Source organism: Gracilibacillus sp. YIM 98692 (assembly GCF_010993965.1).
In the GTDB taxonomy this organism is placed as follows: domain Bacteria; phylum Bacillota; class Bacilli; order Bacillales; family Amphibacillaceae; genus Gracilibacillus.
On record NZ_WIXM01000003.1, the window covers coordinates 124,773 to 140,357 of the forward strand.

At 35.3% G+C, this 15,585-nt stretch carries 13 protein-coding genes; 5 read left to right on the plus strand and 8 right to left on the minus strand.

Features of this window, described 5'->3' with window-relative positions; all coding sequences use genetic code 11:
- Nucleotides 1–81: 81 nt before the first annotated feature.
- Nucleotides 82–1,929 (minus strand): monovalent cation:proton antiporter family protein, encoded by a 1,848-nt coding sequence (locus tag GHD00_RS05060; protein ID WP_163537057.1) that lies wholly within the window; start codon nt 1,927–1,929, stop codon nt 82–84.
- Between the two features lie 18 nt (nt 1,930–1,947).
- A complete protein-coding gene (gene mgtE / locus GHD00_RS05065) occupies nt 1,948–3,312 on the minus strand; it encodes a magnesium transporter (protein ID WP_163537058.1) in 1,365 nt (454 codons plus the stop codon).
- A gap of 252 nt (nt 3,313–3,564) precedes the next feature.
- Here mgtE and GHD00_RS05070 point away from each other — a divergent pair, with 252 nt between their 5' ends.
- Both GHD00_RS05070 and prpE read left to right on the plus strand, forming a co-directional pair.
- Nucleotides 3,565–4,752: an FtsW/RodA/SpoVE family cell cycle protein gene (locus GHD00_RS05070; protein ID WP_163537059.1), complete on the plus strand. Its 1,188-nt coding sequence runs from the start codon at nt 3,565–3,567 to the stop codon at nt 4,750–4,752.
- Between the two features lie 29 nt (nt 4,753–4,781).
- Nucleotides 4,782–5,525 (plus strand): bis(5'-nucleosyl)-tetraphosphatase PrpE, encoded by a 744-nt coding sequence (gene prpE / locus GHD00_RS05075; protein WP_163537060.1) that lies wholly within the window; start codon nt 4,782–4,784, stop codon nt 5,523–5,525.
- A gap of 54 nt (nt 5,526–5,579) precedes the next feature.
- Here the strand turns inward: prpE and GHD00_RS05080 are convergent, their stop codons facing one another.
- From GHD00_RS05080 to yjbM, 3 genes are read right to left on the minus strand one after another with little or no spacing between them, the layout of a single operon-like run.
- On the minus strand, nt 5,580–6,482 hold the full coding sequence (locus tag GHD00_RS05080) for an RluA family pseudouridine synthase (RefSeq protein ID WP_163537061.1): 903 nt from the start codon (nt 6,480–6,482) through the stop codon (nt 5,580–5,582).
- A 23-nt stretch (nt 6,483–6,505) separates the two neighbouring features.
- Nucleotides 6,506–7,312: an NAD kinase gene (locus GHD00_RS05085; RefSeq protein WP_163537062.1), complete on the minus strand. Its 807-nt coding sequence runs from the start codon at nt 7,310–7,312 to the stop codon at nt 6,506–6,508.
- Nucleotides 7,313–7,326: 14 nt separating this feature from the next.
- Nucleotides 7,327–7,947 carry a GTP diphosphokinase gene (yjbM, locus tag GHD00_RS05090; protein WP_163537063.1) on the minus strand — a complete coding sequence of 207 codons (621 nt, stop codon included), beginning with the start codon at nt 7,945–7,947 and terminating at the stop codon, nt 7,327–7,329.
- Nucleotides 7,948–8,131: 184 nt separating this feature from the next.
- Between yjbM and GHD00_RS05095 the strand changes: the two genes are divergently transcribed.
- The 3 genes from GHD00_RS05095 (at nt 8,132) to GHD00_RS05105 (ending at nt 10,158) form a co-directional block, all read left to right on the plus strand.
- Entirely contained in the window at nt 8,132–8,710 is a 579-nt protein-coding gene (locus GHD00_RS05095) for a CYTH domain-containing protein (RefSeq protein ID WP_163537064.1), read from the plus strand.
- A 156-nt stretch (nt 8,711–8,866) separates the two neighbouring features.
- Nucleotides 8,867–9,268 carry a globin domain-containing protein gene (locus tag GHD00_RS05100; protein WP_163537065.1) on the plus strand — a complete coding sequence of 134 codons (402 nt, stop codon included), beginning with the start codon at nt 8,867–8,869 and terminating at the stop codon, nt 9,266–9,268.
- Nucleotides 9,265–10,158 carry a ClpXP adapter SpxH family protein gene (locus GHD00_RS05105; protein ID WP_163537066.1) on the plus strand — a complete coding sequence of 298 codons (894 nt, stop codon included), beginning with the start codon at nt 9,265–9,267 and terminating at the stop codon, nt 10,156–10,158. The genes GHD00_RS05100 and GHD00_RS05105 overlap by 4 nt, the downstream gene beginning before the upstream one ends.
- 835 nt (nt 10,159–10,993) lie before the next feature.
- Here GHD00_RS05105 and pepF read toward each other — a convergent pair.
- From pepF to GHD00_RS05120, 3 genes are all read right to left on the minus strand, one after another.
- Nucleotides 10,994–12,808, minus strand: coding sequence for an oligoendopeptidase F (gene pepF / locus GHD00_RS05110; protein WP_163537067.1), 1,815 nt, complete (start codon nt 12,806–12,808; stop codon nt 10,994–10,996).
- A 91-nt stretch (nt 12,809–12,899) separates the two neighbouring features.
- Nucleotides 12,900–13,988: a competence protein CoiA gene (locus tag GHD00_RS05115; protein WP_163537068.1), complete on the minus strand. Its 1,089-nt coding sequence runs from the start codon at nt 13,986–13,988 to the stop codon at nt 12,900–12,902.
- Nucleotides 13,989–14,044: 56 nt separating this feature from the next.
- The gene (locus tag GHD00_RS05120; protein ID WP_163537069.1) at nt 14,045–15,433 is read right to left on the minus strand and encodes an MDR family MFS transporter; all 1,389 of its coding nucleotides are present in this window, start codon (nt 15,431–15,433) and stop codon (nt 14,045–14,047) included.
- Nucleotides 15,434–15,585: the final 152 nt, after the last annotated feature.

A 15,585-nucleotide genomic window follows, 5' to 3' on the forward strand; every position in this document is an offset into this window, starting at 1 on the left:
GACTTAGAATTATGAAAGAAGGATAAGTGGGGGATGAAGCCCCCCACAGATGGGAGTATATCTTTATACGAATTATAGATCTTACACATATTCTAAGAGCTGTTGTAATTCATCTACATATTCTTGTGACCCTGTTACGATTAACCTATCGTCATAACGTAATTCTGTATCACCATGAGGTACAATGGATTCTTTACTTCTAAAAATACGGACCATAATCACATCTCCTGTAAAAGGGAATTCTCTAATTACAGTGCCATCATAAGCGGTATTTTTCATACTAATTTCATACAAAGAGCTTTCTTGCTCTGTTAAAATACTAACAACACTTGGTGATTCAATGAGTGCTTTCAATACTGTCTTAGAAGATAACAATACAGAAAAGACATCTACACCAATCTCTTTTAATCGCTTTTCAATTACTGGAATCTCAATTCTCGCAATAACTCGCTCCACTCCAACTTTCTTAGCATAAGTAGCAATTTCTTCGTTCTTTTCCTCATCTCCAGTAGAAACTACCACAATATTATGATCAAATACAAAAGAATCCTTCAATGTATCTAATTGATAACTTGCCAATTCTTGAATATCAAAAGCGGATTTAGAATTTTTATGAACATCAATATTTTCTTGTTTGGTATGGAATAAATGTGCTTGAAAGCTTTTACCATCCAACTCCCGAACAACAGGCAATGTTGCTTGATTTGTACCAATAAAGGCAATACTTTGTTGGTGATTCTCTGTATCATCTTTTTCATAAAATTTACTAAAAAATGCCGGAGTCAGGATACATGATAGGACAGCTACTAAAATCAAGGCTCCATGCATATCATTATCAATAACTCCTAATCTTTCCCCGATCGTCGCTGCTGCAATAACCAATGATAAAGTAGAAGTAAGTAACATACTAGCTGCAATCACTGTTTTGGTATCGTACCACTTTCTTAGTATAGCCACAGGTATCGCTTTGGAAATCAATAAAGCGATGAACAGTAAAGGGATTAAAGCAAGCACTTGTGGATTATCAAATAATGCCCATAAATCTAACTCAACCCCAACCATTACAAAGAAAATAGGGATAAGAAATCCATAGCCAAAGCTATCTAATTTTTGAATCAATTCTTGATGAGGAGCAAGTAAGGAGACTAGAGCCCCCGCCAAAAAGGCTCCTAGAATGTTTTCTGCTCCGACTGTCTCCGATAAGGCAACAAGAAAAATAATTAATGTAAATACAGCTCTTGTCCCAATCTGAATCGTCCCTTTTGACATGGTTTCAATAAAGGATTGATTACGAAAGTGTTTTCCGACAAAATAAAGCAGTACACCTACAGCAAACAATACTAATAATAACCACATGTTTCCTGCTTCTTCTCCGTAAAAGGATACGAAAACAGCAAGTAAAATCATGGTTGCTAAATCAGCAATCACAGCAATCAGCAAAATGGTTTGTCCAACTGTTGTTTGCATAGCTTGGGCTTCTTTTAAAGTTGGAACAACCACTCCTAATGATATGGTCGAGATGATTAGTGTCATCAGCCATACATTATCTATAAATCCTAGCACTACGAATAGATAAGATAATCCAAATGAAAGAATTAATATAGCTGCAAAGATGAAACTTGCAATAATTACCGGATTCGGCATATTTTTTTTTGCCGACTTTTGCGTTTTTTTATTAGAGAATATAGAAAAATCTATTTCTAAACCACTCAAAAACATTAGAAAAATAAACCCTAACGTTGATAGAGTTTCAAGCCAATTACTTTCTTCTACCAAATCAAAGCCACTTTGGCCTATGATTAACCCAACAATTATTTCAGCGACAACGACAGGAATTAGTTTCAGTCGAAATCGATGTAATAAAATAGGGGTTAAAAAGGCTGCGACAATAACGATCACAAGGGAACTAACGGATTCTCCATGTGGCATAATGTCTTACACTCCTCTCTAGAGCAAAAATTTCATAAAAGCTGTTGCTAGTCCAAAATAAATCAAAATAGAAATAATATCATTTAATGTTGTTATAAAAGGGCCTGATGCAACAGCAGGATCAATTTTCAATCGGTGCATAACAAGGGGAACAATTGCACCAGCAATGGTCGCTACCATTAAGGTACACATAATCGATATGCCAACTAAAATACCTAAATAAATATCTGAATACACAAAGGCAACTACGATAGTAATGACTACACCACAACAAGTACCTGTAATGACTCCAGTTCTTGCCTCCTGCCAAATCACTCTGGCACGGCCAATCTTGTCCATTTCCCCTGTTGAAATGCTTCGAACAGCAACTGCTAAAGCTTGTGTTCCCGTGTTTCCAGCCATACCTGCAATCAAAGGTATGAAAATAGCTAAAATAGCCACCTGTTCTAATGTTTCTTCAAAACGGCCAATAATATTTGCAGTAATCATCCCTAAAAATAATAGTGCGATAAGCCATGGCAACCTTTTTTTAGCAGATGAAAAAGCTGTATCACCAAAACGTTCTACATCCGAAATACCAGCTAGCTTGGAATAATCATCACTAGCTTCTTCATCCATGACGTCCATAATATCATCAACTGTAATAATCCCTAATAAATGGCCTTTAAAATCAATAACAGGTAATGCTAAAAAATCATAATCACGCATCATTTGTGCTATCTCTTCCTGCCCTTCACCAACTGGAACAGACACAACTCGTTCATGCATAATATCTTGTATCAGCCAGCCTCCTTCTGCGATGATTAAGTCACGAAGAGAAATAACGCCAGCTAATTTCTTAGAAGAATCTACCACATAAATGTAGTAGATCGTCTCTGCGTCTGGTGCTTCCTGTCTTAGATGTCTCATTGCCTCTTTAACTGTCATTTCTAACTGTATGACAACATATTCAGTTGTCATAATACTTCCTGCTGTTTTTTCTTCATAATGCAGTAATTCTTTTATTTCCTCAGAGGCTTCTTTATCCATAATCGTTAAGAAACTTGCTACTTTGTTTTTATCTAACTCATTTAACAAATCAACGGCATCATCTGTTGACATTTCTTCTAATATTTTAGCTGCATAAGCAGGAACCATTTCAATTAAAATATCAGCAACTGTATCACGTTCGACGTGTTCAATTACTTCCGCCATTTCTTCTGGGGAAAGATAGGAATAAATCAAAAAGCGGATATCTTCCTCTTGTTCTTCAAAAATTTTGGCTTGGTCGTATGGGTGTATTTCTAAAAAGTCTGCACGAAATTGGTCAATTTGCTTATTCACTAATGCCTTTTGTATATTTTCCCATAATTCCATGCGCTCATGTTGTTCTAAATGCTCCACTCTGAACGGCCTCCTTCCTATCTATTACAATATGTACGATTCTACATATTTCCCTAATATATATGCAATAATTTCGATATAACTGTTAAAAGAATAACATATCTTGCTATGAAATACGTTAAATTTACTTCATCTTATTATTACATTTTCATAGGATAATTATAAAAAAGTAGCAGTTTTGATTCTCAAATAGTGGAATTTCCTCTATACTATACAATAGATGAATTTTGTGAGAGGAAGAAATATTTCATTATGTCTCAAGAAAATAAAAATCCAAAAATAGATTATTCGCTAATTTTCATCATTATTTTATTAGCGATATTAAGTGTGTTTACTTTATATACATTAGACCCATATTTAAAGCAAAAATATGCACAAACCTTTTATATAAATCAAATCACCTGGTTTATAGCTGGTTCGATTGTCATTGGTATCGTTATGTTGTTTGATTATGAACGTTTGCGCCAAGTGTCTTGGCTTTTTTATAGCTTAGGCCTGCTTTCATTAATTATGCTTTACTTTCATTTCCCTCCTGGGATAGCCAAAGAAGTAAATGGTGCTTGGGGTTGGTTTCAATTCCCAGTACTTGGAACCATGCAGCCTGCAGAATTTATGAAAGTTTTCTTAATTATTTTCTTGGCTCATATCATGGTCGTTCATAATGAAAAATACCCTGCCCATACGGTAAAAATGGATTTATGGCTGTTGTGCAAAATAGGTATAACAGCTATTGTCCCCATCTACTTTTTAGCAAAGCAACCAGATATGGGAGGGGTTTTAGTATTTATTGCGATTACAGCAACTATGATTCTCGTATCAGGAATAAAATGGCGTATTATTTTAACTGTTGTTGCAGCTGGAATTTTCACAGCCATTTGTATCATTGTTATTTACTTGGCATTTCCTGATCAAATGGAAACCTTCCTAGAAAATACCGGGTTACACCATGTGGAAGGTAGATTTCAAGGGTGGTTGTCTCCAGAAGAATATAGTCAAAGTGGTGCATACCAAGTTATACGTGCAATGAGAGCCATAGGTTCAGGGCAATTATCCGGTAAAGGGATTGGTATTTTTGAAGTAGCACCAGGGATTCCTGAATATCATACCGATATGATTTTCACTGCTGTTGCAGAGCAATTTGGTTTTATAGGCTCCAGTATTGTTATCACTATTTACTTTTTACTCATTTACCGTCTTATTTTTATCGCATTGAAATCAAAAGATCCATTTGGAAGCTATATGATTACTGGAATTATAGGAATGTTCACTTTCCAAGTATTTCAAAACATTGGAATGTCCATAAAACTCCTTCCTATTACTGGTTTACCTCTACCATTTATCAGCTATGGAGGTAGCTCGACATTAACTTATATGCTGGCTATTGGTATCGTTTTGAATGTTTATTATCGTATAAAAACCTATATGTTTGACGAATCCTAGGAATAACCTTATGAGTGAGGAGTTTCATGATGAGAGTAGATATAATAGGTGATATTCATGGTTGTTATGATGAATTACTCGAATTAATCAAGAAGTTGGGGTATGAAATAAAAGGAGATAATATCACTCACCCTGATCAACGAAAGCTTGCATTTGTTGGAGATTTAACAGACAGAGGCCCAAACTCTATTGCTGTCATTCGACTTGTATACCAAATCGTCATTCAACAACAAAATGGCTTTTATGTCCCTGGGAACCACTGTAATAAGCTCTATCGATATTTCCTGGGAAATAATGTTCAGGTAACTCATGGCCTTGAAACAACAGTTGCAGAATATAAGCAATTACCTGATTCAGAACAAGAAGAAATTAAAGGTAAAATGATAGCATTATATGAAAAGTCCCCATTATATATAAAACTGCCAGAGGCAGAGGTTGTCATCGCTCATGCTGGTATTCGTGAAAAAGATATCGGTAAAGTAAATAAACAAGTTAAAACCTTTGTGTTATACGGGGACATCACGGGTGAAAAGCACCCTGATGGAAGACCTATTCGCCGTGACTGGGCTCAACATTATCATGGAGATCACTGGATTGTTTATGGCCATACCCCTGTAACAAAAGCCCGATTTGTTCATAAGACCGTCAATATCGATACAGGTTGTGTTTTTGGTAACAAGTTATCAGCCTTTCGTTTGCCTGAAGAAACAATTGTAGATGTTGAGTCCCGACAACCTTTTGTAGAAGAGAAATTTAACAGGGATATAAAATAAGCCGTCCATAATGGGCGGCTTATTTTCTGGTCTCTATAATATTCTTCTACATATTTAACCCTTATTCTGAAAATTCTTTGGTCTTGCAACTAACGGTTCCATATCCTCTGGTAATGGGACGGAAAAATGCATCCGATCTTTTTTAATGGGATGATAAAAAGATATACTTTCACAATGTAATGCCTGACGATTAATTTGCGTTCTATCCCCTTTATATAATTTATCTCCAAGTAGTGGATGACCAAGATGAGTAAAATGAACACGTATTTGATGAGTTCTTCCTGTTTCTAAGCTAATAGACAATAAAGAATAATCCTCCCATTCACTGATGACCTCGTAGTTAGTTATCGCTTCTTGCCCATTTGGATCTATTTTTCTCTCTAAAATCGAATCAGGATGCCTCCCAATCGGAAGTTGAATCGAACCTTTTTTCTTTTGCAAATGACCTGAGACTAACGCCCGATATGTACGATTCACTACTCCAGATTTTTGATCTTTCATTAAAATAGAATGACTATAGCGATGTTTAGCAATTAAAAGCAACCCTGAAGTATCACGATCCAATCTTGTCACGACATGTACCGTATAGGGCAATCCTTGTTGATTATAATGATAAATAATTCCATTTGCTAATGTATTTTTTAAATGATGGAAAGATGGGATAGTTGCCATATAAGCTGCTTTATTTAATACTAAGATATCACTATCTTCATAAACAATATTTAATGGAATATATTTTGGTGTGACAAGTTCACTTCGTTTTTCTGGCGGAAATATAACCTCAACCAAGTCTTTTTCTTTTAACACATATCTCACGTTTACTTCTATTCCATTGACTAATATTTCCCCGCCGTCATATTTTACGGCATTTAGCGTTCTTCTTGACATCCCTTTTACTTTTGAAAGGTAATCCCTAAGCAGAAGTTGTTCATGTTGTTTATCTACTTGCCATTTCAACTTACGTCACCAAGTTCCTTTCCCTATTCTCTTTCATCTGAAATAAATGAATCATGTACTCTTTTCCAAAATGGAAAAGCGCGAAAGCGAGCAAACCTAATTTTTTTATCGGAAACTTTACATTCAATACTCTCTACCTCTTCATATTCACCCGTATGATGATCGATTGTTATTAAAAAGCTTCGATCACGGTGTAATGGTTTTAATTCACAATCATGATGTTTAGGTAAAATAAGAGGAGAGCCTACCGTTCTAAATACTCGGTTATTTATTGACGCCATTTCAGTTAATTGAAATGCATCTAATGAAGGATGAATAATCGCCCCACCTAACGCTTTATTATACGCGGTACTACCAGATGGGGTCGACATACATAATCCGTCACCACGGAAACGTTCAAAATGCTCCCCTTTTATTAGTACATCCACCACTACGGTACCATCTGCCGATTTAACAGAGGCTTCATTAAGCGCTAAAAATTGTTGTGGTTGAGCATTGCCATTTGGATGAATTTTTATATCTAGCAAAGGATATTCTACTGTTTCAAAAGGCTTTTTTGCTATTTCGATAATTAATTTTTCTACTTCATGTGGCAGCCAATCGGCATAAAATCCTAAGTGTCCAGTGTGCATACCCACGAAGGCCGTTTCATTTAAACGATGTTGATAATTATGAAAAGCTTCTAAAAAAGTACCATCTCCACCGATAGAGATGACAATATCTGGGGTTTCTTCATCATATTCTAAAGAAAAATCTTTTAAATATTGCTTCATTCTCGATTTTAACACGTCCGATTTATGATCCCCTTTTGAAGTAATCGCAAAACGCATCGTCATAACCTCCTTTAATCTTTTCTTTTATATGTGTAAAAAATACGCTGAGCTTCCTGAATTTCATCTTTTATCTTCGACATTTCCTCATCTAGTTTAAAGGCAGCTTCAGCCGCTCTTTTTAAACGAGATTGGACTTTTTCTGGCATTTTTCCTTCATATTTATAATTTAGTGAATGCTCATTTGTTGCCCAAAAATTCATGGCTAAAGTACGGATTTGAATTTCTGCAATCATCTGTCGTTGACCATAAATAGTTTCTACTGGATATCGTATAATTAGATGATAGGATCTATAACCACTTTCTTTTTTATTTTGGATATAATCTCTTTCTTCTATTACATGAAAATCATTACGAGTGCGTAAACGTCTTACAATATCATAGATATCGTCTACAAATTGACATACAACACGAACACCTGCGATATCCTGTAAATCTGTATCCATATGATCATATGATATATTTTTTCTTTTCATTTTCTCCTTTATACTCGACACAGGCTTTACTCTTCCTGTGACAAATTCTATTGGCGAATGATTGGATTCATATTCAAACTGTTCTCTCATCCCTTTTAACTTCACTTTTAATTCTTCTACCACCTGTGCATAAGGTGCCAAAAAAGTCTTCCAGTCCATGTCTAGCACCACCTTCACCTGTCCATTTCCAAGCCTTTTTATGTTTATTTTACCATATTTCAAAACTGTTATCGCCTATTAGCTTGTTTCCGCTGCCAAAAAAAATGAAGCAGAAAGTTTTGCAATTTATCCGCATATAGACCAAAATAAGAAACAGAGTGTTTGGAAAGGAGATATTGTGTTCATGTCACAAGAAATTGAAATAGAATTTAAAAATTTATTAACAAAAAAGGAATTTAATCAAGTTTTAAAATACTTTTTGACAAATGACTCTCATAAGATAGTACAAGTCAACCATTATTTTGAAACAAAAGCAATGGACTTAAAAAATAAACAAGCCGCTTTGCGTATAAGAGAAAAAGAAGACAGCTATCAATTAACACTTAAACAACCTAATCCAGAAGGTGCCGGCTTGTTAGAAACACATGCAAATCTTACAGAAGATGAAGCAAGTGATTGGATAAACGATGAGGTGAAATATAACCAAAAAATAGTAAAACAATTACAACAGCTCGACATCGACTATAACAAACTCCATTATGGCGGACAATTAAAAACAGTGCGATATGAGTTTCCTTACAAAGATACCACCATCGTTCTTGATCATAGCTTTTATAACGATGTTGAAGACTATGAGTTAGAGCTAGAAGCAAAAGATGAAGCATATGGGAAAGAAATTTTTGATGACATCCTTCATCAATTCGATATTCCATTACGAAAGACAGACAATAAGATCAAACGGTTTTACACGACAATACGTTAAACTGTATAATAACAGTTGAACCCTTACCATGAGTAGATTTATTTCACGCAATCACATAAGTTGCTTGAATCAAGTCATCACTGTTACAATATAGTAACGAAATAAAGGTGCTCCTTTACGTAATACGTAACATCGAATGAAAGGTTAGGAAAAAACATGAGAGACGTGGATTCACTTTATGAAGCAATCGGTGGTCAAGCCAAAATTGATGAGTTAGTCGAAGCTTTTTATGCAAGAGTTGCAAAACATCCTGATTTAATTCCGATATTTCCAGATGATTTTACCGAAGTGGCCAGAAAGCAGAAACAATTTTTAACACAATTTTTTGGTGGACCTCCATTATATATACAAGAACATGGACACCCTATGATGAGAAAGAGACATCTCCGCTTTCCAATTACGCCAACTAGAAGAAATGCTTGGCTAAAATGTATGGAAGGTGCTTTAGACGAAGTAAACATTGAAGAACCATACCGCTCTGCAATGTTTGATCGGCTAACATTAACAGCCAATCACATGATGAACACACCTGACGAAGAGAAAGGAGAATCATTGTGAATTGGAATTCTGCCGGATCATGGCAACATCAAGACCGAAGCCAAACCACCCATTACCATTTTATTGATGTATTGAAAAAACCCATTGAAATATATGTTTTTGTCGATCCTTTATGTCCTGAGTGCTGGTCTTTAGAACCCTATTTAAAGAAATTAACGATAGAATATGGTCGTTTTTTTACGATACGGCAAGTATTAAGCGGCCAACTAAGTAATTTGCATAAAGATAAGTTTGAACGCCCGCGCAAATTGAAAGATATATGGGAAAAGACAGCAAGCCGTACAGGCATGAGCTGTGATGGAGATTTGTGGATAGAAAACCCCATTCATTATCCTTGGCTAACTTCAACAGCTATTAAAGCTGCTGAACTGCAGGGGAAGAAGGCAGGAAAAAAATTCTTAAGGAAACTTCAAGAATCGGCTTTTCTAGAAAAGCAAGATATATCTAAAGAACAAGTGCTCTTAAATTGTGCGGAAAAGGTTTATTTAGATATGCAAGAATTCCATAATGATCTTTACTCCCATTCCGCTAAAAAAGCTTTACAATGTGATTTAAAGCTTACAAAAGAAATGGATGTGGAATACAGTCCCACAATGGTTTTTTTCAATGAATCGGAAGATGAAGCAGGCCTAAAAATATCCGGAATGTATCCTTATGAAATCTACGTCAAGGTGTTAAAGCAAATGTTGCAGAAAGAACCCTTACCTGCTAAAAAGCCAAAATTGTTAGACTTTTTATCTTATTATGATTTCGTTGGCACGAAAGAAATCGCAGTAGTGTATGATTGGTCCGTGGAAAAAACAGAAAAAGAAATGAAAAAGCTGCAATTAAAACAGCTTGTTGAAAAAATACCCGTCAAATTCGGTTCATTTTGGAAATATAGTAAATAAAAATGGGAGATGCTTTAAGCATCCCCCATTTTTATTTGCTTTATAACATTTGTTAAGTATCTACACAATTTTGTTATAAATGATAGGTACATTATAAACGGGCAACTCTTCAGCTTCTCAGATAGCCTAGTTGCTCTTATCTATATTCCTAAAATTGTCCATTACGTTTAGATTACCTCCTTGCTGACCATTTATGCTTTCTTATCCGGTAAAAAAGCGTACATGTTCTATACATGTACGCTTTTACACATCTATTACTAGACAAGGGATGGGAGAAAGTTTTTCAAGTCAAACAAAGGGGTTTTGTTTGTTAATCACGTTAATAACTATATCATTTGATAGATAAGTTGACAATACCTCTGTTCATTAATTCACAGAAGTGTCACACTTCTATTTCTCTGCTCGATTCATACAATTTAATAAAGAGAGACTTCTATCAGTGGGGGTTTTGTTCATCCCTCACTGATAGATAGTGAAACTTATCAGGGTGTTAGTGCCCGTTATCCCCCTCTTACACTTCTTTCATTAATCTAAGTCTAGAAGTGGGGGACTTACGGACGATTTTAACCGTGATAAATGTTAAAGAAGGATGTGAAACACAATATGAAATGGTTCTTCATCCTGCTACCTTTTGTTGCGATTCTTTTTAATTTTTTTGGTCTAATGCAATTTATTCCTAGGCTTTTCACCATTCCAATTCTATTTGTCTCCATCTATATAACGGTCTATTATTTCTATTCGCGCCGTTATTTCAGAGGATTTTAATTACAGCAGAAAGCCATCTCTCTTTGAAGAAAAGGGAACAAGTATGAACCACTTATTCCCTTTTTTTACTTTAATTTTGCTCTAATAGGTTTTCCATTTCATTAAGCTTTTCTTCAAAAACTTTTAACGCATTTAAGATAGGTGTCTTCTCAGTCATATCTACCCCTGCTTGTTTTAGTACTTCGATTGGGTAGTCACTGCTGCCAGCTTTTAAATAACCTAAATATCTTTTTACTGCTGTATCTTTTTCCTCCATTATTTGAAAAGCAAGGGATTGTGCAGCAGCATACCCTGTAGCATACTGATAAACATAATAATTGTAATAGAAATGTGGGATTCTTGCCCACTCTAGACCGATCTCATCATCGATAATCAGATCGCTGCCAAAGTATTTTTTGTTTAATGCGTAATAAAGCTCTGTAAACTTATCGGCAGTTAACGTCTCCCCTTCTTGTGCAAGTAGATGTATTTGATGTTCGAATTCTGCAAACATGGTTTGTCTAAACACAGTTCCTCTAAATCCTTCTAAGAAATGGTTAAGCAAAAATAATTTCTCTTTTGGGTCATTTGTTTGTTGCACTAAATAATCATTTAGTAATGCTTCATTACATGTAGAAGCGACTTCTGCCACAAAAATAGAATAATTTCCATAGCGGAATGGTTGATTTTGGTGCGTATAATAACTATGAAGGGAATGACCTAACTCATGTGCTAGTGTAAATAAATTATTTAAATTGTTTTGCCAATTCAATAAAATATATGGATTGGTACTATAAGCACCAGATGAATAAGCTCCACTACGCTTTCCTTTATTTTCTTCGACATCAATCCAGCGTTCATCAAATGCTTTCTTAACGATTTCCAAGTAGTCTTCTCCCAATGGGGCTAACGCCTTTAAGATAACATCTTGAGCTTCCTCATAGGTATAAGTCATATCCACGTCTTTTACTAAAGGTGTGTAAAGGTCATACATGTGCAGCTCTTCTAATTCTAATACCTTTTTGCGCAGTGCTACATAACGTTGCAGTAACGGTAATCCTTCATTAATAGCTTCAACCAAATTATCATACACTTTTTCAGGTATATTATTTTTATTTAAAGCTGCTTGTCGGGCTGACTCATAATTTCTAATTTTTGCATAAAAATTATCTTTTTTCACAGCACCTTGTAAAGTAGAGGCAAATGTATTTTTATAACTTCCAAACGTATCATACATGGCTTTAAATGCATCGTGTCGAACTCTTTGATCTTTTGATTCTAGGAAATTAATATATCTGCCATGTGTCAGATCCACTTCTTCTCCCTTTTCATTTGTAACAGAGGGAAAAGAGAGATCAGCATTATTTAACATACTAAATGTTTGAGATGCATTCCCTGTAACATCAGAAGCTTCCGCTAAAAGTGCCTCTTCTTTTTCAGATAAAATATGTGGCCGCTGTCGATTAATTTCATCTAATGTATGCTGATACATTCGCAGGTCTTTATGTTCTTCTACATAACGTTTTAACGTTTCTTCATCTAATTTCAATATTTCTGGAACGATAAAACTCATCTCACTCGATGCTTGAGTAATTAAATTTTCAGCCTTTCCATTTAGTGATTGATAAAAAGAATTGGCTGTATCTTGGTCATAGCGCATATGAGCATATGTATATAATGTACTCAAACGATCAGACACTTCATCTTGTAATTGTAAAAGCTCATATAACTTTTGAGAAGATTCCTCTAAAGTTCCATGGTATTGCTTGAATTTAGGTAATAAATCCTTTACTGCTTGCCATTCTTTTTCCCAATCCTCATCTGTTGCAAAAATATCTTCCAATTTCCACGTTAATTCTTCTGGGATTTCATCACGTTTAGGCAAAGATTTTTGCGCTTCTGCCATTCTTTATTCCTCCTTCAATACAACAATTGGTCAATTCTTCCTTATTATAACTTACTTCGTACTTGTTCATACAGTTGTACGTATTATTACTTTATTTCTTTCGGTATGGAAAAGAAAAGCTATCTAGGTCTAACATTTTTAACATCCCATTTTTCACAAGGATATTAAAATATTCTTTAATAGGATCTTTATGCGCAGTGATTAAAGGATAGAAGGATGAGGATTGACGATATGGGGCTAATAATGTTTGAGCATTAGAAACTGTAAATCGATCATATGCTAAAAATAAGTCAATATATAGCTTGCTTTGCCACATCCAAGGAGGAACGTTCATCATAAATTGTGTTGATATCGGTAAAAAAGTAAACGAAGGAAGGTCTTGTACATGAAGCCGATGATGGTATAACCATTTTCTCCAATTAGTTGCTTGCTTATTATGAAAAGGTACTGGATAGTGGCGCCAATAATGCCATTCTTTTATCCAGTGTTTTTTCAATAATGATCGTGGAAAACGGGAAAGTTGGAACAAGTTTCTCCACTTTATATTGGTTAAATAATTGACTTGAAGTTTACCTATTGCTTTTGTTTGGCTAAAAAAATAAAAATCTTGAAAAGTAATAATGCTTTTGGTTTGGGAGCAATAATAGTAGAGAGTTGGCAGGAAATGTTCGTGGAATTGATGGATAAACAGCTTATCCCAGGCTGTTAATTTCAGTGTATTTTCATGGAGAAATGTTAAACGATTAGCACCTAAAATCCAAATGGGATTAATACCTAACTTTTGATATTGTCTTGTTCGTTTCACAAATTCCTCTGACGAAAGCTTAGCACATTGATATTCAATTGCTATTTGTTTTGAATGGACCGAGAGAAAAATATCAGGCCGCTGCCTAATCTTAGGGAGATAGTGTTCTAAAGAGGGATGTAACCCTTGACGTTGAAGCCAAATGAATAATTCAGCTTTTCCTTTTTCATGATAGGAACTTTCCCCTTGATGAGAGCAATCTGATTTTTTTGAATGAGCGAAATGAGGGATAACTTGTGGACCAGCCTTAACAACGAGGGGCATTTTGCATTGAGGACAATAAAATGATTTTTCTTTTTTCAAAAAAGGAATCTCACTGCGTTTTCGAGTACATATAACAATAAGGTTTCCTTGATCATCTTCTGCTTGCAGCATATTAAAAATCACCTCCATATCTTTCATTTCGACATGGTGGTGATTTTTCCTTCTTTCTAATTAGTTTTTCCTGGTATAGAATTCTTAATGAAAAAGGCTAGAACAAAACCTATAAAAGAAATAATACCTGCAACGATGAACGAAATGTTTACGCCATGAATCATTCCTTGCAATCCTTCTGATGGAATAGCTTGACTCATCATGATCGATACAAGTAACGCTGTCCCTATTGCTCCTGACATTTGTCTCATCGTGTTATTCATGGCAGTACCATGCGGCATCAGTGAATCTGGCAATTGATTTAACCCTGCAGTGGTCACTGGCATCATCACCATAGATATACCAAACATACGAAAAGCATTGACAATGGTTAAGTATAATAATGTTGTCTCTGTTGTTAAAATTCCAAACAAAAATGTTGTTATAAACAATAGTCCTAGACCGACAACTGCTAACCATTTACCGCCAAACTTATCAAAAAGTTTACCTGTAACAGGATTCATCGCTCCCATCAACAGTGCTCCTGGCAACAATACTAAACCTGATTCCAATGCAGTAAAACCTAAGTAATCCTGCATCATGATTGGTAATATAATAGCACCGCCAATCATGGACATAAAAGAGATCATTCCTATGGCCGTTGTTAATGTAAAAATCGGATAACGAAAAATTCTAAATTCCAAAATAGGCTTTTTCAATGTAAGTTGTCTCCAAATGAAAAGAGCTAATGTAATAGATCCGATAAAAAACGGTATCCACACATGCGGGTCTGTCCAACTGATCTCAACATCCCCTGCAATACTAAATGCGTATAAAAGACCACCAAATCCCAATGTGGACATGATAATGGAAAGAATATCGACTGGTGGCTTTGTCTGCTTCGTCACATTTTTCAAAATAAAGTACGCTATCATCATGTCCAAAATGGCAATTGGCAACACAACATAAAAGAGACTGCGCCAAACAAATTGCTCTACTAACCATCCAGATAACGTCGGTCCAATCGCAGGAGCAAATGCAATAACAAGGCCAAACATCCCCATTGCAGAGCCTCGCTTTTCAATGGGAAAAACGAGAAACATGATCGTTTGCATAAGCGGCATCATTACTCCGGCTCCAGAAGCCTGTAAAATACGTCCTGTTAATAAAACACCAAAATTAGGGGCAAGAGCACAAACTAAGGTGCCTAATGCAAAGCTTCCTATAGCGGTTAAAAACAACGCACGTGTTGTAAACCGTTCTATTAAAAAGGCCGTAACAGGAATCATAATCCCATTAACAAGCATAAAAATCGATTGCAGCCACTGAGCGGTGGAAGCATCGATTTTTAAATCTGCCATAATATGTGGTAATGCTGTACCTAATAAAGTTTGGTTTAAAATCGCAACAAATGCGCCTGAAATAAGTACCGCCATCAACGGTACACGGTTTACTTGTTCAGACATAAAATTCCTTCTCTCTGCTTCAATTCATTAGTTATTTTAACATAACTAATTTCGAAACACGAAACATTTGCTTGTATGCTAGCCTCTGATATTAAAAACATTTAATGTTTTTATTATCAATTGTTATTAGAATTGTATGTTTACTTCCAAAC

Excerpts from the sequence above, each read along its gene's own strand:
- prpE (WP_163537060.1), top strand. The coding sequence starts at position 4,782 with ATGAGAGTAGATATAATAGGTGATATTCATGGTTGTTATGATGAATTA.
- pepF (WP_163537067.1), bottom strand. The coding sequence starts at position 12,808 with ATGGCAGAAGCGCAAAAATCTTTGCCTAAACGTGATGAAATCCCAGAA.
- GHD00_RS05115 (WP_163537068.1), bottom strand. The coding sequence starts at position 13,988 with ATGCTGCAAGCAGAAGATGATCAAGGAAACCTTATTGTTATATGTACT.
- GHD00_RS05060 (WP_163537057.1), bottom strand. The coding sequence starts at position 1,929 with ATGCCACATGGAGAATCCGTTAGTTCCCTTGTGATCGTTATTGTCGCA.
- GHD00_RS05100 (WP_163537065.1), top strand. The coding sequence starts at position 8,867 with ATGAGAGACGTGGATTCACTTTATGAAGCAATCGGTGGTCAAGCCAAA.
- GHD00_RS05070 (WP_163537059.1), top strand. The coding sequence starts at position 3,565 with ATGTCTCAAGAAAATAAAAATCCAAAAATAGATTATTCGCTAATTTTC.
- GHD00_RS05120 (WP_163537069.1), bottom strand. The coding sequence starts at position 15,433 with ATGTCTGAACAAGTAAACCGTGTACCGTTGATGGCGGTACTTATTTCA.
- GHD00_RS05085 (WP_163537062.1), bottom strand. The coding sequence starts at position 7,312 with ATGCGTTTTGCGATTACTTCAAAAGGGGATCATAAATCGGACGTGTTA.
- yjbM (WP_163537063.1), bottom strand. The coding sequence starts at position 7,947 with ATGGACTGGAAGACTTTTTTGGCACCTTATGCACAGGTGGTAGAAGAA.
- GHD00_RS05095 (WP_163537064.1), top strand. The coding sequence starts at position 8,132 with ATGTCACAAGAAATTGAAATAGAATTTAAAAATTTATTAACAAAAAAG.